This window comes from Mucilaginibacter sediminis (assembly GCF_051903035.1).
Taxonomy (GTDB): domain Bacteria; phylum Bacteroidota; class Bacteroidia; order Sphingobacteriales; family Sphingobacteriaceae; genus Mucilaginibacter.
In genome coordinates this window covers 3,318,227-3,338,712 of the sequence record NZ_CP170602.1, presented here as the reverse complement: position 1 = coordinate 3,338,712, position 20,486 = coordinate 3,318,227, and the positions used below count along the sequence as shown (strand labels likewise).

The 20,486-nt window shown below is 41.9% G+C and carries 19 protein-coding genes; 7 read left to right on the top strand and 12 right to left on the bottom strand.

Annotation, left to right across the window (positions count from 1 at the left end; all coding sequences use genetic code 11):
* Window positions 1-60: 60 nt before the first annotated feature.
* Window positions 61-1,146 carry a mannose-1-phosphate guanylyltransferase gene (locus ACFGVS_RS13335; protein WP_439698993.1) on the top strand — a complete coding sequence of 362 codons (1,086 nt, stop codon included), beginning with the start codon at window positions 61-63 and terminating at the stop codon, window positions 1,144-1,146.
* Between the two features lie 145 nt (window positions 1,147-1,291).
* Here ACFGVS_RS13335 and cysN read toward each other — a convergent pair whose 3' ends face one another.
* From cysN to ACFGVS_RS13310, 5 genes are all read right to left on the bottom strand, one after another.
* Window positions 1,292-2,545 carry a sulfate adenylyltransferase subunit CysN gene (cysN, locus tag ACFGVS_RS13330; protein ID WP_439698992.1) on the bottom strand — a complete coding sequence of 418 codons (1,254 nt, stop codon included), beginning with the start codon at window positions 2,543-2,545 and terminating at the stop codon, window positions 1,292-1,294.
* Between the two features lie 73 nt (window positions 2,546-2,618).
* Window positions 2,619-3,524: a sulfate adenylyltransferase subunit CysD gene (gene cysD, locus ACFGVS_RS13325; protein ID WP_090651329.1), complete on the bottom strand. Its 906-nt coding sequence runs from the start codon at window positions 3,522-3,524 to the stop codon at window positions 2,619-2,621.
* 141 nt (window positions 3,525-3,665) lie between these two features.
* The gene (miaA, locus tag ACFGVS_RS13320; RefSeq protein WP_439698991.1) at window positions 3,666-4,586 is read right to left on the bottom strand and encodes a tRNA (adenosine(37)-N6)-dimethylallyltransferase MiaA; all 921 of its coding nucleotides are present in this window, start codon (window positions 4,584-4,586) and stop codon (window positions 3,666-3,668) included.
* A 152-nt stretch (window positions 4,587-4,738) separates the two neighbouring features.
* The gene (locus ACFGVS_RS13315) at window positions 4,739-5,392 is read right to left on the bottom strand and encodes an IS1096 element passenger TnpR family protein (protein ID WP_274211997.1); all 654 of its coding nucleotides are present in this window, start codon (window positions 5,390-5,392) and stop codon (window positions 4,739-4,741) included.
* A gap of 49 nt (window positions 5,393-5,441) precedes the next feature.
* Entirely contained in the window at window positions 5,442-6,848 is a 1,407-nt protein-coding gene (locus tag ACFGVS_RS13310; protein WP_439698990.1) for a CCA tRNA nucleotidyltransferase, read from the bottom strand.
* A gap of 398 nt (window positions 6,849-7,246) precedes the next feature.
* On the opposite strand from ACFGVS_RS13310, the gene ACFGVS_RS13305 reads away from it, so the two are divergent.
* The 3 genes from ACFGVS_RS13305 (at window position 7,247) to ACFGVS_RS13295 (ending at window position 12,016) form a co-directional block, all read left to right on the top strand.
* A complete protein-coding gene (locus ACFGVS_RS13305) occupies window positions 7,247-8,437 on the top strand; it encodes an aspartate aminotransferase family protein (RefSeq protein ID WP_439698989.1) in 1,191 nt (396 codons plus the stop codon).
* Between the two features lie 294 nt (window positions 8,438-8,731).
* Window positions 8,732-11,008, top strand: coding sequence for a glycosyltransferase (locus ACFGVS_RS13300; RefSeq protein WP_439698988.1), 2,277 nt, complete (start codon window positions 8,732-8,734; stop codon window positions 11,006-11,008).
* Entirely contained in the window at window positions 11,009-12,016 is a 1,008-nt protein-coding gene (locus ACFGVS_RS13295; protein WP_439698987.1) for a glycosyltransferase family 4 protein, read from the top strand. It abuts the gene before it with no gap.
* Between the two features lie 85 nt (window positions 12,017-12,101).
* Here the strand turns inward: ACFGVS_RS13295 and ACFGVS_RS13290 are convergent, their stop codons facing one another.
* Window positions 12,102-12,503: a hypothetical protein gene (locus ACFGVS_RS13290; protein WP_439698986.1), complete on the bottom strand. Its 402-nt coding sequence runs from the start codon at window positions 12,501-12,503 to the stop codon at window positions 12,102-12,104.
* A 407-nt stretch (window positions 12,504-12,910) separates the two neighbouring features.
* Here ACFGVS_RS13290 and ACFGVS_RS13285 point away from each other — a divergent pair, with 407 nt between their 5' ends.
* Complete coding sequence (locus ACFGVS_RS13285; protein WP_439698985.1) at window positions 12,911-13,810, top strand: hypothetical protein; 900 nt, start codon at window positions 12,911-12,913, stop codon at window positions 13,808-13,810.
* Window positions 13,811-13,819: 9 nt separating this feature from the next.
* Here the strand turns inward: ACFGVS_RS13285 and ACFGVS_RS13280 are convergent, their stop codons facing one another.
* Window positions 13,820-14,680 carry an alpha-1,2-fucosyltransferase gene (locus tag ACFGVS_RS13280; protein ID WP_439698984.1) on the bottom strand — a complete coding sequence of 287 codons (861 nt, stop codon included), beginning with the start codon at window positions 14,678-14,680 and terminating at the stop codon, window positions 13,820-13,822.
* Window positions 14,681-14,741: 61 nt separating this feature from the next.
* Window positions 14,742-16,211, bottom strand: coding sequence for a glycoside hydrolase family 130 protein (locus tag ACFGVS_RS13275; RefSeq protein ID WP_090651319.1), 1,470 nt, complete (start codon window positions 16,209-16,211; stop codon window positions 14,742-14,744).
* A gap of 183 nt (window positions 16,212-16,394) precedes the next feature.
* Here ACFGVS_RS13275 and ACFGVS_RS13270 point away from each other — a divergent pair, with 183 nt between their 5' ends.
* The gene (locus tag ACFGVS_RS13270) at window positions 16,395-17,072 is read left to right on the top strand and encodes a response regulator transcription factor (protein WP_090651318.1); all 678 of its coding nucleotides are present in this window, start codon (window positions 16,395-16,397) and stop codon (window positions 17,070-17,072) included.
* An 11-nt stretch (window positions 17,073-17,083) separates the two neighbouring features.
* Complete coding sequence (locus tag ACFGVS_RS13265) at window positions 17,084-18,415, top strand: sensor histidine kinase (RefSeq protein WP_439698983.1); 1,332 nt, start codon at window positions 17,084-17,086, stop codon at window positions 18,413-18,415.
* Between the two features lies 1 nt (window position 18,416).
* On the opposite strand, the gene ACFGVS_RS13260 is transcribed toward ACFGVS_RS13265, so the two are convergent.
* The 4 genes from ACFGVS_RS13260 to ACFGVS_RS13245 all read right to left on the bottom strand — a co-directional run bounded on the left by ACFGVS_RS13260 (window position 18,417) and on the right by ACFGVS_RS13245 (window position 20,469).
* Window positions 18,417-19,337: a DUF58 domain-containing protein gene (locus tag ACFGVS_RS13260; RefSeq protein WP_439698982.1), complete on the bottom strand. Its 921-nt coding sequence runs from the start codon at window positions 19,335-19,337 to the stop codon at window positions 18,417-18,419.
* 107 nt (window positions 19,338-19,444) lie between these two features.
* A complete protein-coding gene (gene trxA, locus ACFGVS_RS13255) occupies window positions 19,445-19,765 on the bottom strand; it encodes a thioredoxin (RefSeq protein WP_090651316.1) in 321 nt (106 codons plus the stop codon).
* A 168-nt stretch (window positions 19,766-19,933) separates the two neighbouring features.
* Window positions 19,934-20,233, bottom strand: coding sequence for a type II toxin-antitoxin system RelE/ParE family toxin (locus tag ACFGVS_RS13250; RefSeq protein WP_439698981.1), 300 nt, complete (start codon window positions 20,231-20,233; stop codon window positions 19,934-19,936).
* The gene (locus tag ACFGVS_RS13245) at window positions 20,233-20,469 is read right to left on the bottom strand and encodes an addiction module protein (RefSeq protein WP_090651314.1); all 237 of its coding nucleotides are present in this window, start codon (window positions 20,467-20,469) and stop codon (window positions 20,233-20,235) included. Before ACFGVS_RS13245 ends, ACFGVS_RS13250 begins: the two co-directional genes overlap by 1 nt.
* Between the last annotated feature and the right edge of the window lie 17 nt (window positions 20,470-20,486).

Genomic DNA, 20,486 nt, shown 5'->3' with positions numbered 1-20,486 from the left:
AGTACTCAAAGTTGCTAATTTTCGATTATGATATATTCAGCTTAATTCTTAAAATTACACATGAACAAAAACTACTATGCCATCATCATGGCAGGCGGAATAGGTAGCCGTTTTTGGCCTATAAGCCGCACATCGCATCCTAAACAATTCATTGATATTCTTGGAACCGGAAAAACCCTAATTCAAAATACTTACGAACGCTTTTTGAAAGTTTGTCCTAAAGAAAATATTTACGTTGTAACGAACGAAAATTATACCAAACTTGTGAAAACGCAGCTTCCGGATATGGAAGACCAGCAAATACTTACCGAGCCGGTTATGCGTAATACCGCCCCTTGCGTAGCTTATGGATGTTTTAAAATAGAAAGCCTCAACCCTGATGCCGCAATTGTTGTAGCCCCTTCGGATCAGCAGATATTAGATGAAGACGCTTTTGTAACGGCCATCATTAAATCGTTAGAGACTGCCACCTCCAATAATTGCCTTGTAACTTTGGGCATCAAGCCATCGAGGCCAGATACCGGCTATGGTTATATTCAATACACCGATAATACCATAAATTCAGACTTCCACAAGGTGAAAACCTTTACTGAAAAGCCAACGCTTGATATAGCAAAAACTTTTATCCAAAGCGGCGATTTTTTATGGAATGCCGGTATTTTCGTATGGTCGGCCAAAGAAATTGTGAAAGCTTTTGATTCCTTTTTGCCCGAAATGCACGAAATTTTTGCTGATGCCAGGCCGGTTTATAATACAGATGCCGAAAAAAACCATATACACAAAGCTTATCAGCAATGTGTTAATATATCCATTGACTATGGGATTATGGAAAAAGCCAATAATGTTTATGTATTGCCATCAGAATTTGGCTGGAGCGACCTTGGCACCTGGGCATCTATTTACGACCTGGCCGAAAAGGATTACGTAGGTAATGCTGTTATCCCTTCAGAAAAGGTGATCATGTACGATTCATCAAACTGTATGGTAAATGTACCTGGCGAAAAACTGGTGATTTTAAAGGGTCTGCATGATTTCATCGTAGTTGAATCCAATAATACCCTGATGATTTGCCCGCGCGACGAAGAGCAGAATGTGAAACAGATAGTTTCCGATGTGAAGAGCAAGTTTGGGGCGAAGTATATTTAGGTTGCAAATGTGCAGATTTCAGATGTGCAGATTTCAAATGATAAGATAATAGCTTGTTAAGCTAACAGGGTCCGGTTTCAAAAGAAGCCGGACCCTGTTTTTATCATCTGAAATTTAAAAAAATTTGCACATCTGAAATCTGCAATTACAGGGCGGGAGGGGCCAGCGTTCCTGCTGCTACGGTTTCATTGGTGGCTTCGTCAACCAAAATTAATGAGCCGGTAATACGGTTTTTGCGATATTCATCAAAAACAAGTGGCTGAGTGGTACGCAGGCGTACACGGGCCATCTCGTTCATTTTAATATCCCCGGCATTTTCAAGCTTTTCCATGGTGTTAATGTCCAGCTTGTAATAAACTTCCTTTATAATGGCCATCACCTCGCGGGTTGTATTTTTAAGGTGATATTTAGCTCCCGGACGCGGGCCCCGGGTCCCCATCCAGCAAAGCATCACCTCCAAATCCTGGCTTACAAATGGTTCGCTTTCGTCTTTAACAATCATATCGCCACGGCTTACATCAATGTCATCCTCTAAAGTAATAGACACCGACATTGGCGCAAAAGCTTCTTCAACCGGCCCCGAAAATGTATCGATTGATTTAATAGTCGATGTTAGTCCCGAAGGCAATACCGTTATTTTATCGCCTGGTTTAAATATACCACCGGCAATACGGCCTGCATAGCCGCGGTAGTCATGATATTCGGCAGCATGCGGGCGAATCACGGTTTGTACCGGGAAACGGGCATCGGCATGGTTTTCATCGCTTGCAATATGAATGGTTTCTAAAGTGTGCAACAAACTTTCACCTTTGTACCACGGCATGTTAACAGAATCGTTAACTACGTTGTCGCCTTCAAGTGCGCTGATAGGCACAAAACGGATATCATTAACATCTATTTTGGCAGCAAAAGCTTTGTATTGCTCAACTACATTATTAAATACCTCTTCAGAGTAATCAACCAAATCCATTTTGTTGATGCAAACGATGATATGAGGTATTTTTAACAACGACGCGATAAACGAGTGACGGCAGGTTTGTTCAACAACTCCTTTGCGGGCATCAATAAGTACCAAGGCTAAGTTAGCGGTTGAGGCCCCGGTAACCATGTTACGGGTGTATTGGATGTGCCCGGGGGTATCGGCGATAATAAATTTACGTTTTGGTGTGGCAAAATAGCGGTAAGCTACGTCAATAGTGATGCCTTGTTCCCTTTCAGATCGCAGACCATCAGTAAGAAGCGAAAGATCCACATGCTGTAAGCCTTTCCTTTCGCTCGATTGTTTTACGGCCTCCATCTGATCTTCAAAAATAGATTTGGAGTCGTATAGTAACCGCCCTATGAGGGTACTTTTCCCATCATCTACACTGCCGGCTGTTGTAAAACGTAATAGTTCCATAATAATGAGGTACGTGTGGCCTGTTGCCAGGTTGGCGTAGTATATTGTTGGCCAAAAAGCCTGTTAATTCAATTTAAAAATAACCTTGTTTTTTCCTGTCTTCCATTGATGTATCCGAGCGCTTGTCGTCGCTGCGGTTACCGCGTTCGGTGCTGCGCGTGGCCGATACCTCGGCAACAATCTTCTCCAGCGTATCTGCGTCCGATTCAATACCGCCGGTAATGGTGATATCGCCCAGGGTACGGAAACGCATTAGCTTGTTTTCTACAAATTCGCCATCGCGTAATGATAAAAACTCCGATGCAGGCAGCCAGGTACCGTCGCGGTAAACGGCGTTACGGTTATGTGCAAAGTACAGCGACGGGATAGCAATGTTTTCCTGCAGAATGTAATTCCATATATCCATTTCCGTCCAGTTACTAATCGGGAATACCCTGAAATGTTCGCCCATGCGTTTACGGCCGTTAAAAATATTCCACAGTTCGGGCCGTTGATTTTTAGGGTCCCATTGGCCAAACTCATCGCGATGCGAAAAGAAGCGTTCTTTTGAACGGGCTTTTTCCTCATCGCGGCGTGCGCCGCCAATAGCCGCATCAATTTTATGATGCTCAATGGTATCTAATAACGATACGATTTGCAATTCGTTCCGGCTGGCGTTAATACCGCTTTCTTCAACTGCGCGGCCTTTGTTTATGGCTTCCTGTACCGATCCTACAATCAGTTGTACACCAAGTTTTTCAACCAGTTGGTCCCTGAACTCCATAGTCTCGGGGAAATTATGCCCGGTATCAATGTGGATAAGCGGCATTGGTATTTTGGCCGGCCAAAAAGCCTTTTGGGCCAGGTGAGTAACAACAATGGAGTCTTTACCGCCCGAAAACAGTATTGCAGGACGATCAAACTGGGCAACCACTTCGCGTATCACGTAAATGGCTTCAGATTCCAATTCCTGCAGATGGGTAAGATAATATTTGTGCATGCTAATTTAAAAAACCCGCTAAATCCACCTAAATAGTAGTACTTAGCATTTAAACTGCAATATTAGCAAATTTATACTAATGTTGAGGGTATTAAATGGATTTTGACCAAGCTATATAATGGAGGGGCAGGCGATTGGATTTTAAGAGACATTTTCCACCGCCTCAACCATTTTTTTGGTCAGGTTTGGTGCTCCGGCATCAAACCAAATAAACTGTTGATCCTTACGAAACCAGGTAAGTTGTCTTTTGGCAAATCGCCTGGTATTTTGCTTAATCATTTCAACTGCTTTATCAAGTGTTGTGGCACCGTCCATATAATCAAAAATCTCAGCGTAGCCTACCGTATTCAAGGCGTTTAAATGGCGGTAGGGGAGTAATGAAGTCGCCTCTGCTAACAAACCGTGCTGCATCATTATATCAACCCGGTGGTTAATGCGGCGATATAACACTTCTCGCGGCATGTTAAGGGCCAGCTTGATGATGTGGAACGGGCGCTTGTTAACCGTTGCCTGGCGATAAGACGAAATGGGATTGCCGGTGCTTTCAAAAACTTCCAGCGCCCTGATGATGCGTTGCGGGTTGCGTAGGTCAACCTGGTTATAGTAAACAGGATCGGCCAGTTTTAACTTTTCGTGCAAATAATTTAGTCCTTTTTCTTCCAGCTCAAGATTTAATTTTTCGCGGATAGCCGGATCGGCCGTTGGCAAATCATCAAAGCCTTCACAAATAGCTTTGATGTACAGGCCAGAGCCACCTGCCAAAACGACATAGTCGTGCTTTTTAAAAAGGTCGTCAAGTAACTCCAAGCATTCACTCTCAAAATCACCCACCGAAAATGGCTCGGTTATAGAATGGGAATCGATAAAATAGTGTTTTACCTGGGCCAGTTCATTGGCGTCGGGTTTGGCGGTACCAATACTCATTTCCCTGAAAAACTGCCTTGAATCGGCCGATACCACCACAGTATTGAAACGTTTTGCCACCTCAATAGCCGCCGCCGTTTTACCAACCGCTGTAGGGCCGGCAATTACAATTAGGGTTTTGGTTTTTGGGAAGTTCATAGTTCATTGATCATAGTTCATGGTTCATTGATCATGGTTAAAAAACATTTCCGTTTTATAGATCTGGCCATGAACTATGAACCATCAACCATAAACCCTATTGTTTGTTATGACGATTAACCATGATCAATAAACCATGATCTGCGAAGCAATTAATAATCATCACCACCGCGATGTGGTTTGTCATCTTCGTCGAAGCCTTCGTCATCGGCAAATTCGTTGCCAAATTCATCGTCTTCTTCGTCCTCTGCTGCTTTTTCTTCAGGAAGGTCGGCGTCAATGTCGGTTACTTCCGAAAAATCTTCGGCATCTTCCGGGTTATAGGCCATTTCATTTAAAAAGTCAAAATCTTCATCAGGAGCAGCAGCTGTTGCAGCCGGCGTAAATACATTGCCAAATTGCTTTGGCGCTTCGCCTACTGATTTTATAACTGCGGGGTATGTAGTGCCCGGTGTTTCGTCGAGAATGATTTTCATTAGTTCGACATGAAAATCAAAAGGGCGATCGAAGTTAAATGTATAATAAAATTTTTGATGCGGATCGTCAATAAAGCTCAGGAGCTTTACATTGGTCATGAGCGAGATGCCACGATCTTTTCTTTTTTGATTTGGCAAATAGGTAATTTCTTCGCCTTTCATCCATTGATCGTTACTGATATAAAAAGACGATGGGAATTCGGGATTATAACCGGTTGACTGGTGTATTGCGCGGTGTAAATCTTCGAATGTTTGATTCGATTTTACATCAATTTCACGCATCACATCATCATAATCTTCGAAAGTAACCCTGAACCTGTATAGTGCCATTTTGTTAGTAAATTTTTAATGGGGACAAAAATAGTGTTTTAATTCAATTTCAGCTTGCCACAACTTTTAAGCCAATTTCTAAACCTTTGGCAATTGTGTAGTTGATGGCAGCTTCCCGTTCGTTCGGAATTTCGCCTTCCAGTATAGCTTCGCGGATCTGGTTTTTGATTATTCCTACCTCGCGGCCTTCTTTTATACCAAAAAGCTCCATAATATCCAGCCCGGTAACCGGCGGTTGCCAGTTTCTGATACTGTCGCGCTCTTCAACATCTTTTAATTTTTGTTGAACAAGCTCAAAATTGTTACGGTATTTTTTAACCTTGTATTCGTTTTTTGTAGTAATGTCTGCTTTACACAACAACATCAGGCCCTCAATGTCATCTCCCGCCTCAAAAAGCAAGCGCCGCACTGCCGAATCTGTCACAATAGATTGTGACAAAACTATGGGCCTTAAATGCAGCTGTACCAGTTTTTGCACCTGCTTCATTTTTTCGTTAAGCGGCAGCTTTAACTGGGCAAATATTTTAGGCACCATACGCGCGCCGCGGTCTTCATGACCGTGAAATGTCCAGCCGTGGCCGGGTTCAAAGCGCTTGGTGGCGGGCTTGGCAATATCGTGCAAAATAGCCGCCCAGCGCAGCCAAAGATCGTTGGTGGTTTCGCAAATGTTATCCAGTACCTGCAGGGTATGGTAAAAATTATCCTTGTGGCCTTTACCGTCAATATAATCAACGCCGTAAAGGCCGGCCATCAGCGGGAATATTTTATGCAGCAAGCCGGTATCAAACAAATAATTGAAACCAATGGAAGGAACTTTCGACAGTATGATCTTATTCAGCTCATCGGTTATACGCTCCTGCGATATAATGCTGATCCTATCTACATTGTTTTTTATGGCGGTAACGGCCTCGTCGTCTATCCTGAAATTAAGCTGCGATGCAAACCTGATGGCACGCATCATGCGCAGGGGATCGTCAGAGAAAGTTTCAACCGGGTTCAGCGGTGTGCGGATCAGTTTGTTTTGCAAATCGGTAATGCCGCCAAATGGGTCAAGCAGTTGGCCAAAAGTTTCCGGGTTAAGGGATATGGCCAATGCGTTAATGGTAAGGTCGCGGCGTTTTTGATCGTCTTCCAGCGTACCGTTTTCAACAATAGGCTTGCGCGAGTCGCGGCGGTACGATTCTTTACGGGCGCCCACAAACTCAATCTCCAGGTCTTGGTATTTGAGCGATGCAGTGCCAAAATTTTTATAAACAGCAACTTTTACCTTCAGCTTAGCGCCTACGGCCTCGGCAAATTCAATCCCGTTGCCTATAATTACAATATCAATATCTTTTGACGGGCGATCTAAAAAAATATCGCGCACAAAGCCGCCAATAGCATACACCTGAACATTATGCTGCGCAGCAAGTTTTGAAATAACAGAAAATACAGGATGCCGCAGGTGATCTTTCATAGTGTAATAAAATTCTTATCGGCCATCGCAATGACAGTGTTTTGTTTAGATGGCCGGTAAGTAAACACAAAGGTAATGCTAAAATCTAAACTCTAAATTTTAAACGTTAAAAGCTGCAGGGCAAACGCACCTAAAGTGGGTTAACATAACTTAACATATTTCAGATGTTTATTTTATATCTATCTTGTAATCAGTGTTTTGTATTTTTGCATGGTTAACATGAAAACTGATGTATAGTGTAATTCAGGCGCATCAAAATATTTGTGCCTGTTTAGCCTCATCGCAATTTGAAAACACATAATTCCTGATTTTTGAAAAATGATCATTTTGCGGCATTAACATTATCTTTGCGCTGTTGCCATACATACAACTTATAACTCATAACATACAACTTTCCCATGCCTACTCTCCGTCAGCTTTTTTTGGCTAATAACGCGCAAACTACCAACTTTCCTTTAATGCTGGAGTTTGAGCGCGCCGAGGGTATTTATATGTACGATGCATCGGGCAGGGCGTTTATTGACCTGATATCGGGCATTGGCGTAAGCAGCCTTGGGCATGGTAACCCTTATGTAAAAGAGGCCATTAAGCAGCAGGTTGATAAATACATGCACCTGATGGTTTACGGCGAATTTGTGCAAACACCGCAGGTAATGTTTGCACAGAAACTTGCATCGTTGTTGCCGGATAATTTGCAATCGGTTTATTTTACCAATTCGGGTACCGAGGCGGTGGAGGGCGCGTTGAAGTTAGCTAAACGATTTAGCGGCAGGCAACAGATCATCGCCTGCCACAACTCGTACCATGGCAGTACCCATGGCGCTTTAAGCGTAATGGGTAACGAGGAGTTTAAGCAAGCCTATCGCCCGTTACTACCCGGGGTAGGGTTCATCAACTTTAACAACACCGATGACCTGCAATTGATAACCGACCAAACCGCATGCGTTATCATAGAAACCGTGCAGGGCGAGGCCGGAGTGCGGGTACCTGACATCGCCTATATGCAAGCTTTGCGTAAGCGGTGTGATGAAACGGGTGCGTTATTAATTTTGGATGAAATTCAGGCGGCATTTGGCCGTACCGGGAAGTTGTTTGCTTTTGAGCACTTTGGTATAGCACCCGATATTTTGTTGCTGGCCAAGGCGCTGGGCGGTGGTATGCCGATAGGGGCATTTATAGCATCAACCCAAATTATGGGTGCGTTAAAGGATAATCCCATACTTGGCCACATAACCACGTTTGGGGGCCACCCGGTATGCTGCGCGGCGGGCTTAGCAGCATTGGAGGTATTGATTAATGACAACCTTATACCTGGTGTAGCCCAAAAAGAGGCTTTGTTCCGGCAACTACTGGTACACCCTGCTATTAAAGCGGTGCGCGGTAAAGGCTTGATGCTGGCCGTTGAACTGGAAAATTTCGACCTGAACAAGAGAATAATAGACCGCTGTATTGAAAACGGTGTAATAACCGATTGGTTTTTACATTGCAGCAACTCCATGCGGCTTGCGCCGCCGCTCATTATCCAACCCCAGGAGATAGAGCAGGCCTGCGCGGTGATCATCGAAGCAATAGGATACTACACCCTATAATTTGACAAAATTTTGCAGAGATAGCGTCCGAAATTATCTTAATAACCGGGTTTGCAGGTGCTGTTATGTAACTTTTACGGTATCTGTATTAAATAATATCTCATAATATTTATTTTTAGTTAAACTGGTATGGTTTATGCAACTATCACATAACCGTAGTAGAAAGTGTCTTAGTGGCCTTTAATCAGAAGAATTTGCATACAAATGCACTTTTTTGTGGTCGTTTGACTAAACAAGTGCCTCCATATTGCTGTTTACTTATACAACTACGGGTTTTAATATTTCTATCGAATTATGAAAATCGCTTATATATCAACTTACCCGCCCCGCGAGTGCGGCTTAGCCACATTCAATTACAATTTAATGTGCGCTATCAGTGCTAATTATCCTGAACGCAAATCATTATTGCAAGGTGGTTTTGTAGTAGCGCTTAATGACTCTGAAGACCTGCATGAGTACGAATACCCGGATGAAGTAAAATATGTTATTCGCCAAAACCATCAAAAGGACTATATCCGCGCGGCCAATTACATTAACACCAGTGCCGCTGATGTTTGTATTATGGAACATGAATTTGGTATTTATGGTGGCGAGAGCGGTATTTACATATTGCCATTGATAAACAGGCTGGAAAAACCACTGATATCAATATTACACACTATATTAAAAGACCCCAGCTACGTGCAGCGCATTATCATCCGCGAAATTGCAGAACAATCATCAAAGATTATCGTGATGAGCCAGCGTGCGGTGGAATTTTTAACCACTATTTATGAAATTCCTGCTGATAAGATCCAGATTATAGAGCACGGTGTACCTGATGTTGAAGCTTCTGAAGAAAATTCCGTAAAAACGTTAAGCTCGTTTAAAAATCACCAGGTGATGCTTACTTTCGGACTGATCAGCCGTAATAAGGGATTGGAAACCGTAGTAAGAGCTTTGCCCAAAATTGTTGAAAAGCATCCCGACGTAATGTATGTTGTATTAGGTAACACTCACCCGGGCGTTATAAAAAATTCGGGAGAGGAGTACCGCGATCACCTGAAATCGTTGGCTGCGCAACTGGGGGTATCTAAAAACCTATCGTTCATTAATAAATTTGTATCTGAACAGGAGCTGGTGGATTACCTTACGGCCTGCGATATTTACGTAACCCCCTACCTTAACGAGGCTCAAATTACCAGTGGTACCTTATCTTATGCCGTTGGCGCGGGTGCCGCAGTTGTTTCAACACCTTACTGGCATGCTACCGAATTGTTGGCCGATGGCCGCGGCAGACTGTTCGACTTTAAAAATTCTGATGCCCTTGCCGATACGGTAATTGAACTGCTTGATCAGGACAGGGTTTTAAAGGAATTGAAAGAAAATGCCTACCAATACGGCCTGCACCTGCGATGGCCGGTAGTTGGGGGCGAATTTATAAAAGCTGCCAAGGAGGCTATTTTACGGTTTGATTTTAGTGATAAGATATTAAAAAACAGCATTGTTGACCCCGAGGTATTACCAAAATTCAGCCTGACACATGTTTTGCGGCTAACTGACGATACGGGGATTGTTCAACACGCCAAATATGGCATTCCTAATTTAAAAGAGGGTTACTGCCTGGATGATAACGCCCGCGCGCTTATCATGGCCCTGATGGCTTACCAGCGCAGCGGCAGCAAGGAGGCCTTTGAATTGCTGCCTATTTACCTGAGCTATATTCACTATATGCAAACAGACGATGGTAACTTCCGCAACTTTTTGAGTTTTGACAGGCGTTACCTGGATGAAGTTGGATCGGAAGATTCATTTGGTCGCACCATCTGGTCGTTAGGGCATTTGATTGGGTGCGCTGCCAGTAATTCATACAGGGAGTTTGCCTTAGAGATTTTTCATAAATCGGTACCCCATTTTGCAAGTTTGAAACATTTGAGAGGAATAGGCAACACCATTATTGGGATAAGCCTTTACCTGCAGGCGATACCTACAGATGATGGTATGATTAAAATACTAAACGATTTGACCCAACCACTGATCGATGCATTTGAAAAAACACAATCGGATGATTGGCAATGGTTTGAAGATAAGATGACTTATGACAACGCGATACTTCCGCTGGCCTTATTACATTCCTGCGAAATAACCGGGAACGAGGATGCCAAACGGATTGCCCTGGCTTCGATGGCGTTTTTAGATAAGCTGACTTTATCAAATGGTTATTTAAGCCCTGTTGGCAACGATGGCTGGTACCACCGCGGGGGTGCCAACCCGATATTTGATCAGCAGGCTATCGAAACCATGGCCATGGTACTGATGCACTTTCAGGCTTACCACATTTTCAGGGTGCCACAGTATGTGGAGAAAATGTTTCTGTGCTACAAATGGTTCCTGGGCGAAAATACCCTGCGTGCCCCGCTTTACGACCACGAAACCAAAGGTTGTTGCGATGGCTTGTTGCCTGGCGGCATTAACCGCAACCAGGGCGCCGAAAGTACGCTGGCTTACCTGATTTCGCATTTGACGGTATTGAAGGCTTTTGAGCTGGAATACGAGTACAATAAATACGGTCAGAAACTGGAAATTTGCTAAATGAAGGTAGCTGTTTTAGCCCCCGTAGCTTGGCGTACACCACCCCGGCATTACGGTCCGTGGGAACAAATTGCATCTAACATTGCCGAAGGCCTGGTACAACTGGGTATTGAGGTAACGCTCTTTGCTACCGGCGATTCGACAACTACCGGTAAACTGGATGCAATTTGTGATACAGGATACGAAGAAGACCGAAGCCAGGATGCCAAAGTGTTGGAATGTTTGCACATTAGCAACCTGATGGAGAAAGCAGCTGAGTTTGATATTATTCATAATAATTTCGATTTTTTGCCGCTCACTTATTCCGGGCTCATTAAAACGCCTGTTATCACCACTATACATGGCTTTTCGTCGCAGAAGATTATCCCGGTTTATAAAAAATATAATGATAGGGGGTATTATGTATCCATCAGTAATTCAGATCGAAGCCCCCAGCTGGATTACCTGGCTACTGTTTACAACGGTTTGGATACCCGCGATTTTGAGTTTTATAAACAGCCGGAAGATTACCTTTTGTACTTTGGTCGCATCCATCCCGATAAAGGCACTGCCGAAGCCATTGATATAGCCCAAAAAAGTAAACGGAAGCTGTTAATTGCAGGTATTATACAGGATGGGAATTACTACCGTGAACGAGTTGAACCTTTTTTATCAGATCAAATAAAATATATTGGCCATGCCGGACCTGATGAGCGGAAAAAATTGTTAGGCAACGCTATAGCCTTGCTGCACCCCATCAGGTTTAATGAGCCCTTTGGTATGAGCGTAGCCGAAGCCATGCTTTGCGGAACGCCGGTAATAGCCTTTAACAAAGGATCGATGCCGGAATTGATTAAAGATGCCCAAACCGGATTTTTGGTAGATAGTGTTGATGAGGCTGTTGAGGCTGTGTGCAGGTTAGCCGAAATTAACAGAATTAATTGCTGTAACTGGGCGGTTTCGCAATTTTCGAGGGATAAAATGGTTGAAGACTATTTAAAACTATATAAGAAGATACTGGATAGATAACTGAGAGTAATCACATAAAGAAGCCTATGCGGTTCTTTAAGCACCACACAACACCGAAAAGGCATCAGCTTCTTGCCCGAAGCTATCAGCCGGCATCCCTTATCAATTCGTTTTCCTGGGACGAATTGCCTGGTTCCGGCTGATTGGCATAATCACTTAGCGGCCTTATTTTGGTTTCGCCAAGCAGCGGGTAAGCGTTTTCAGTAATTTCTTCCTGCTGTTGTGGTAAAACCTCGTTTGCGCGGGCATAGCTATAGCCTAACCTTTTGTTTTCTTCCTCAATAAAATTAAACAAATCGCCAAGGCACGAATAAACCGACTGCAAATATTTATAGTTGGTTGATGTAAGGCTTTTGCCTACATCTTCGGGGCCTTTGCCCGGCTCACAAAAATTAAGTTTGGTAATAATACCATTAATCAGCTCAACTTCAAATTTGCCCTCATTGTGCCAGGTTAAGCTGTTTTTTATTTCTCTGAAATGATCCATGGCTTTATAAGTTTTTTATCATATAATAATTTGTAACGTTCATTATACCAATTAAATATACTAAATTATTTATATTCAATGGACATGCCAGACTCCTTTTTTTTCAAATCTTTTTAATAACCTGTTGTATTAATTCGCAACGGCTCTTTTTGCATATGAACCACAGAGAAACAGGAATGGAGCGCCAAATAATTCGCTTATTATTTAGGACGGTTTGTCGTTTATTGGAGGCCAATAAAATGACGAACAAGCAGATTTATGGGGCAGTTTATACAGCTTCAATAAACATTTTATAAAAATGACCTGGCGGTAGTGCAGAGAAACTTAGGAAGTTTCAAAAACTTAATAAGTTTGGCGGACACCTGAATTAATTATTTCCATAACTTGCTGTTAATTAACCTGCAGCAATGGCAAAGCATAAATTAGGTAACCCGGTATTTATAGCCGCGGTTTTGTTGCTAATTGTAAACGATTGGTACTTTAAACAAACGTTTCATAACGATTTAACAGGCAAACTTTCTGATTTTGCAGGCTTGTTTGCGTTGCCATTTTTGTTGAGTGCTTTATTTCCGCGGAAAATAAAGCTGGTTTACTTTTTTACATTACTGTTTTTTATAGTTTGGAAATCGCCTTTAATGCAGCCTGTTATCAATACATTAAATGGTGCCGGCGTGCCAATTCACCGCACAATTGATTATACCGATTATATAGCACTGCTCATTTTGCCTGTGTCTTTTTATCAGTTTAACAAGCAGGCAGAATATCACTTCAAACCGGTAATCCTTAATATGTTGATGGTATGTTCTTTAGTATCTTTCATAGCTACCACCATGCCTCCGGGTACTTATATGAGGTTTAATAATATCAATAAAGTATACACCTTCAATTTTTCTAAGCGTGAACTGGTTTCCAGGATTAATGCCCTGCAACTTAATTACGTTCATGATTTTAATAAATACGTTCAGGACAATAATAAACACAGTTACGGCGCGCTTTACAAAGATACTGCAAGGGTTGATTTTGACAGCAGGAGCAATATTTTCTATTACAGTTCGTCGTTGATCAAAAACAAAAGAGATACGTTAGCCATGCTTATTGATTATGAGCGGGTAAAAGACGCTGATACCATAGTATTAAAAACGATGTATGCCAACCTGAACATCAGCGGTAACAATAACACATCGCAGCTAAAACTCCTGAGCCTTAATAATTACGTCCGTAAATCAGAAAAAGGCGACCACAAGGAACTTGCTATTGGTATTTTTGAAAAGCTTGCGCTTAAAAAAATCAGCGCCAGCTGGCGATAGGGGTTATTGCTAATCAAAAAATGCCTTAAAGGAATTGATGGTTATCTTTTCGTCGGCCGATTCCATGTAGTAAGCAGGTACAGTATTGTATAATGATGCCCAGCCGGTGAAAGTACTTGGGGGGCCAAAAATATAGTCACATTCGGCAAGTAAATATAAGTCGACGATTGCCGGTCGTTCGGCAATTACGGTTTTGAAACCGCTAAACTCATTAGCGTCCAGCTTTTCCTGCGAGCATATGATAAACACGCATTGTTTGCCTGCAAAAAGCTGCTCTGCCTGGCCCATTTTGTTAATATATACCTCGTTGCTGTAAAACCATTTGCCACCATTAAAATCAATATAATCGCCACGCCTGATGTGTACACCAATCAGGATATCGCCCATGTTTCGTGCACGGTTAACTTCCTGTTGTATTGCATCCCTGAATTCCTGTTTGGGCGAAAATAGATTTTTAATTTGCGGCAGGTATTTTTTTAAATTAACGTAATCGCGGTAAACCCAGCCTTCGGGTATCACAACCTGGTGCTGTGCCAATTTAACAAATTCGGGACTGTTGATATCGTATTGCGAAAGCTTCAGATCGTTTTCGGCAATTGAGTGAAAGATGATGCCCGGCAGTTTAATCCTGAATTTTGAAGCGAGCGTATGAAGCTTATTTAAAATTTTGTTTATTGCTTTTTGCTTTATTCCGGGCCTTGTAAACGTAACCCCAAGCACGTCATCGCCGGCAGGGCTAAACCAACTGTAATACTCCGGGAAACATGTTACAAGCAATGGATAACTATAAGCCTTACTGTTGGCTATAAAGTATGACAGAAAGTGCAGCCTGTTGGCCAGCTGGCCATTTATCCGTTTAATAATAACCACCTGATGACGCTTTATTTAAGTGGTTAAATTAATATTATTTAAGCTGATAACAAAAGCGGCGTTATTCGCTTTGATCGTTCTTCAATTTATCCAGTAACTCCTGCAGGCCAACCTCTGCAAAGGCGGTTGATGAATCGGACACACCATAAGGTATTATCAGTTTTTCATTATGAATTATCGCCCCGCATGAATATAGTACATTGGGTACATAGCCTTCGCGTTCATCGCTGTTGGGGATAAGCAAGGGCTCGCGCAGGCGGCCAATTTCGATGGCAGGGTCATCCAGTTTTAATAAGCTTGCACCCAGTACATAGCGGCGCATAGGGCCTACACCGTGGGTTATCATCAGCCAGCCATCTTTGGTTTCAATCGGCGATCCGCAGTTGCCTATCTGTACAAACTCCCAGCTAAAGCGGGGTTGCTGCAGCATAATTGGTTTTTCCCAAATATTAATCTTATCGGCGTACATGATATAGTTATTACAACCATCAATACGCGAAATCATTACAAACTTGCCATTCACCTTACGCGGAAACAACGCCAGGTTTTTATTTTGGGCCCCCGCACCATATAATGGCATTATTTTAAAATTATAAAAATCGGTGGTTTGTAACAGTTTCGGCATAATAAGCGCCCCGTCATATGCCGTATAAGTTGCATAATAAACCGAAGTATCGTCGTCGTTTCTGAACTGTACAAAACGGGCATCCTCAATACCTTTGCGCTCATACTCTGATATAGGGAATATCACCCTGTCGGAGATATCTGTATCCAGCGAAAAAACTATTTCGTAGTACGAGTCGGCCAGCCACAATACTTTGTCGTACTCCAGTTTCTTCATATCGCTTTCCTGCAGTTTTTGCGAATCGATAATGATGCGGCGCAGGTTGGCGTATTCAAAATGGTGATCCAGCTTGGATTCCAGTTCGTGTAAAATATCAATATTGATCTGCGTGACGGCGGCTTTATCAAAAAACAGCTTTTTATTGTATACCGCGTTCCTTACAATTTCGGCTTCGTCAATATAACTGCCGGCAGGTAAAATGGTGATGTTGTTATATTTATCTATCATCCCTCTGCGAAAGGTAATGGACGAGATATGCCCTTCGCCCACGGCCCTGAAACTAATAATTACCCTGCGCTGCCCATCTTCCAACTCGGTTTGGTCGGGATCTTCCACGATAGACGGATTGAAAAAAGCAGCCGATTCAATAGAATACTCATGGGTAAAATAGGAGCCTATAAGCAGCTTGCGGTTAATAGTTAATGTATCGTAATCGATATTTAACTCTAAAAAAAGCGGCTTTAATTTGCTGCAGTGCCGGTTTAAAACCCTGGTTATATTACGGTGCCGTTTGGAGTATTCCTGCAATAGCGGCGACACAATGCCGAAGGCTACCTCTTCGCTTATTTGCATAACGCGTTCAATTACTTCTTTTGCACGATCGTTCCCATTGAAAAAAAATCTGGCAATAACGCGTTTAGGATCGGGGTTAACTCTTATTGGTTTTCGTTCGATGGAAAGTCTCATATATACAATAGTAGTATTTATTTGGTAACACCATTAAGCAGAAATTGATTTAGCTATTTTTCAAAAAGAGAATCAAGGGTTAAGAATTAAAACAAATTTTCATTGATAGGCCTGAATGTAAATTTTTTGTCTTGATTCCTGATTCTTGGCTCTTGACTCTAAAATCTCGTAACTTGCACACTTATGAATGTTTTGATTGTTGAAGACGAAAAGGGCTTAGCCCTTGAGGTTGACGAATTTTTAAGTCACGAAGGGTTCACTGTTGAGCACGCCCGCACTAAAAAATCGGCCGAAGAAAAGATCTTTGTTAATAATTACGATTTTATCCTGCTTGATCTCGGACTGCCCGATGGCGACGGTTTCGACCTGTTAAAAATGCTGAAAGGGCTTGACAAGCGCGATGATGCTGTTATTATCCTAACCGCCCGTGGAGCGGTTGACGACAGGGTATCGGGCCTGGAGCAAGGCGCAGACGATTACCTGGCCAAACCGTTCTCATTAAACGAGTTGCTGGCCCGGATGCACGCCATTACCCGACGAAAACATAGGCTGGAGAGTAACGACATTAATATAAAAGGCCTTAAAATAAATATTCAAAACCGCACGGTAATGTTTAACGATGAACGTATAAACCTCACCAAAAAGGAATTTGAGATTTTGAATTATTTAGTGCTCAATAAAAACAGGGTGATATCCCGTACCAATCTTACCGAACATGTTTGGGGCGATGTACTTGAAATAAACAGCGACTCGAATTTTGTTGATGTACACGTAAAAAACCTGCGCAAAAAGCTGTCGCAATACATCTCTATCGATTGGTTTGAGACGGTACGGAGTATAGGTTACCGCGTGAATATTTAAACAAACCGCCAATGAAACTGCAGGTAAAACTGGCCCTGTATAATACTTTAACCAAGGTAGCTATCATCCTGTTTACAGGGTTGTTCATCCTGTTATCTATCGAGAAGATCTCTTATAACCATATTGAATTGCGGCTGCAGAATGATAAGCGGGAAATATTAAGAAGCCTGTCATCCAAAGAAATCAGCGGATATCTGAGCACTCAAAAAATTTATACCGATTATAACATTCTTAAGGAGGAGTTTATCTCTATTAAGCCTGTGAAATATGAACCCGTATTGGCCCCCAACGGCGGATTTACCACCGAGCGACGCGAAATTGACCGCAATATGCAGGATTACCGGGTGTTATCGCACCGTTTTAATCTTAAAAACCATACTTACATGCTGGAGGTTGGGGTGGCCATTGAATCGGTTGAGGAATTAAAATCCATCATTAAAAAATTCACCATTGTGGTGTTGATTATAGCATTGGTTTTAACCCTGTTAAGCGACCTTGTGTTCACCAAATTCCTGCTGGCGCCTTTTTACCAGATCATCGACCGGAAATTGATTAAGGTGAACGATCCGATGAATTTTGATTATGGAAAAATAAAGACCACTACGCAGGATTTTGAATTGCTGGATGACAGTATCAGTTCGCTTATGAAAAAGATCTCGAACCTTTTCATCCTCGAAAAACAATTTATTGCCAATGTATCGCATGAATTGCTTACGCCGATATCCATTATCAGTTCAAGGCTGGAGAATATTTTATTGCATGAGGAATTAAGCGAGGGCAGCGAAAATAAAATGCATGCCTCGTTAAAAACGCTTAACAGGCTTAAGTCTATCATCAATAGTTTGTTACTAATATCGAAAGTTGAAAACAACCAGTATGATAAAGCGGATATGGTAATGATTGCGGCCATAGTTATGGAAATACGGGAGGAACTGGAAGATCGTATTGAAGAAAAGCAGTTGAAGTTTACCAATAATCTCAAATACATTTATACCATACAGGGCAACCGGCCGCTTATGCATACGTTATTGTTTAACATTATTAATAATTCAATAAAATATAACAATCCGGGAGGTAGCATTACCATTTCTGATGAACTTAAAGATGGTATTTATACAATTATCATTGCCGATACTGGCGCCGGGATGGAAAAAAAGCAAATAGAAAGCGCCTTTAACCGTTTTGAAAAGCTGGATACCGATGAAAAAGAGAGTTATGGCTTAGGCCTGGCTATAGTTAAAAGTATTACCACCTTTCATGGTATTAAAATAAAAATAAACTCTGTAAAGGGCGAGGGCACATCGGTAATGTTGATATTTAATACACCTATACAGGTTCAATAACTTATATCATTTTATTTCGCTTAGCAAGGTAAGTTTTTAGCACGTTATGATAGCTTTCATTAATGTCAACGTCAACCAGATCAATGTGGTATTGGGCGCATTTAAGCTCAAGTTGGTGGCGATATTCGGTTAAGGCTGCTTTGTAGGCATCCCGTACTTTGCCGGGGTGCACCTTTACTTCGGCACCGCTTTCTATATCGATAAAATGATGTGGGCGGTTATCAAAGTTAAAGTCTACTTCTTTTTGCTTATCGCTAACGTTAAAAATAATTACTTCGTGTTTGCTGAACTTCAGGTGCTGAACTGCCGCGAACAAGGCTTGCACCTTATCGGGGTTAAGGCTATTTTCCAGCATATCGCTAAAAATGATCACCATCGAACGCTGATGAATCTCGTTGGCAACATGGTGCAATACCTGTGTTATGTTGGTAACTGTATTGGCTTTGGGATTATTATAAGCCTTCTCCAGTTCGGCGTATAAATGAAACAGGTGCGTTGTAGTTGATTTTGCCGAACTCAGCCAATCTACCTTGTCCGAAAAAAGGCAGAGCCCAAACGCATCTCTTTGTTTTTTAAATAAATGCATTAATGATGCAATGGCATAGATAGAAAACTGCAGCTTGCTGGTCCCTTTTTCGGGGAAGTTCATGGACGACGACGTATCCAGCAGCAGGTAGCAGCGCAGGTTGGTTTCTTCCTCAAATTGTTTTACAAACAGTTTATCGGTACGGGCCAGCAACTTCCAATCGATGTTTTTTACCGATTCGCCGTTGTTGTATAAGCGATGCTCGGCAAACTCGACCGAAAAGCCATGGAAAGGGCTTTGATGCAGGCCGGTTATAAAACCTTCAACTACCTGCCGGGCCAACAGTTCAAGGTTGGCTAACTGTCGTATTTGCTGATCGTCGTTTAATTTGGGCATAGGGCTAATATAGGGCATAAAAAAAGCGTTGCCAACATTAGCAACGCTTTTTAAAGTAAAATATGGTTGATTAAGTTATTGATAAACTTAATTTATGCCTGTAAGGATTAAGCTAATTGCTTAGCTAATTTATCAGTTAATACTGATTTTGGAACTGCACCAATTTGTTTATCCACTATTTCGCCATTTTTAAAGAACAATAAAGCAGGGATATTACGGATACCGAATTTTACAGATATACCTGGGTTGTTGTCGACATCAACTTTACCAACAACAGCTCTGCCTTCGTATTCTTTTGCAATATCTTCAACTACCGGACCAACCATCCTACACGGACCGCACCATTCAGCCCAAAAGTCAATAAGTACGGGTTTGTCTGATTTCAGGACAAGTTCGTCAAAGTTTGCATCAGTTATTTCTAAAGCCATGATTTCTATTTTTTAAATTTTGTTGTACAAATATATACTATTCAAATAGCTTGCCACAAACCACACCTGACAATGTGACAATTATATTGATATAAGTTATCCACTTAACGCTGGCGTGACTGTAAGTTTTTAACAAGAGATCAAATCAAAATAGTTATTGGCAACTGATTATGCTCCGTGTTTTTTTCCCGGCCGCCTGCTTGTGTGAAAAATAGCATAAATAAATATCACATTGTTTTGAGGGTAAACCTTGTAAATAATTAAAAAAGGAAAATCATCTATTGTAGCCTCACGTAAGTTTTTGTTTTTATTGGGATATAACAGTGGATATTTACTAATGCGGTTTAATTTTCTTTCTACAGCCGTCTCAAAACGACTTCCCAATCCGGCCAATTGCTCTTCGTACCACAAATAGGCTTCAAGATATTCAACTTGCGCTTTAGGCAAATATTCAATATCGTATTCCACTATGATCGATGATTTCTCGCCCGCTTCTTAACTTCTTCCCAAGATATACCCTGTACCTTTCCGCTTTCATAATCATCTACACGAGCATTTATCTCGTTCAAAAAGTCTTCGTCTTCCCACAGATCAATATCCATCTTAATCTCACTTTCCACCATAGTATATATTGCCCTCACTTTTTTATCTTCAGCGAAGCGAATGTACTCCTGTAGTCTTTCTCTGATTACTTCCGTTTCCATAATAACGATTATGTTGT

Coding starts and splice junctions, on each gene's coding strand:
- ACFGVS_RS13335 (WP_439698993.1), top strand. CDS start 61: ATGAACAAAAACTACTATGCCATCATCATGGCAGGCGGAATAGGTAGC.
- cysN (WP_439698992.1), bottom strand. CDS start 2,545: ATGGAACTATTACGTTTTACAACAGCCGGCAGTGTAGATGATGGGAAA.
- cysD (WP_090651329.1), bottom strand. CDS start 3,524: ATGCACAAATATTATCTTACCCATCTGCAGGAATTGGAATCTGAAGCC.
- miaA (WP_439698991.1), bottom strand. CDS start 4,586: ATGAACTTCCCAAAAACCAAAACCCTAATTGTAATTGCCGGCCCTACA.
- ACFGVS_RS13315 (WP_274211997.1), bottom strand. CDS start 5,392: ATGGCACTATACAGGTTCAGGGTTACTTTCGAAGATTATGATGATGTG.
- ACFGVS_RS13310 (WP_439698990.1), bottom strand. CDS start 6,848: ATGAAAGATCACCTGCGGCATCCTGTATTTTCTGTTATTTCAAAACTT.
- ACFGVS_RS13305 (WP_439698989.1), top strand. CDS start 7,247: ATGCCTACTCTCCGTCAGCTTTTTTTGGCTAATAACGCGCAAACTACC.
- ACFGVS_RS13300 (WP_439698988.1), top strand. CDS start 8,732: ATGAAAATCGCTTATATATCAACTTACCCGCCCCGCGAGTGCGGCTTA.
- ACFGVS_RS13295 (WP_439698987.1), top strand. CDS start 11,009: ATGAAGGTAGCTGTTTTAGCCCCCGTAGCTTGGCGTACACCACCCCGG.
- ACFGVS_RS13290 (WP_439698986.1), bottom strand. CDS start 12,503: ATGGATCATTTCAGAGAAATAAAAAACAGCTTAACCTGGCACAATGAG.
- ACFGVS_RS13285 (WP_439698985.1), top strand. CDS start 12,911: ATGGCAAAGCATAAATTAGGTAACCCGGTATTTATAGCCGCGGTTTTG.
- ACFGVS_RS13275 (WP_090651319.1), bottom strand. CDS start 16,211: ATGAGACTTTCCATCGAACGAAAACCAATAAGAGTTAACCCCGATCCT.
- ACFGVS_RS13270 (WP_090651318.1), top strand. CDS start 16,395: ATGAATGTTTTGATTGTTGAAGACGAAAAGGGCTTAGCCCTTGAGGTT.
- ACFGVS_RS13265 (WP_439698983.1), top strand. CDS start 17,084: ATGAAACTGCAGGTAAAACTGGCCCTGTATAATACTTTAACCAAGGTA.
- ACFGVS_RS13260 (WP_439698982.1), bottom strand. CDS start 19,337: ATGCCCAAATTAAACGACGATCAGCAAATACGACAGTTAGCCAACCTT.
- trxA (WP_090651316.1), bottom strand. CDS start 19,765: ATGGCTTTAGAAATAACTGATGCAAACTTTGACGAACTTGTCCTGAAA.
- ACFGVS_RS13245 (WP_090651314.1), bottom strand. CDS start 20,469: ATGGAAACGGAAGTAATCAGAGAAAGACTACAGGAGTACATTCGCTTC.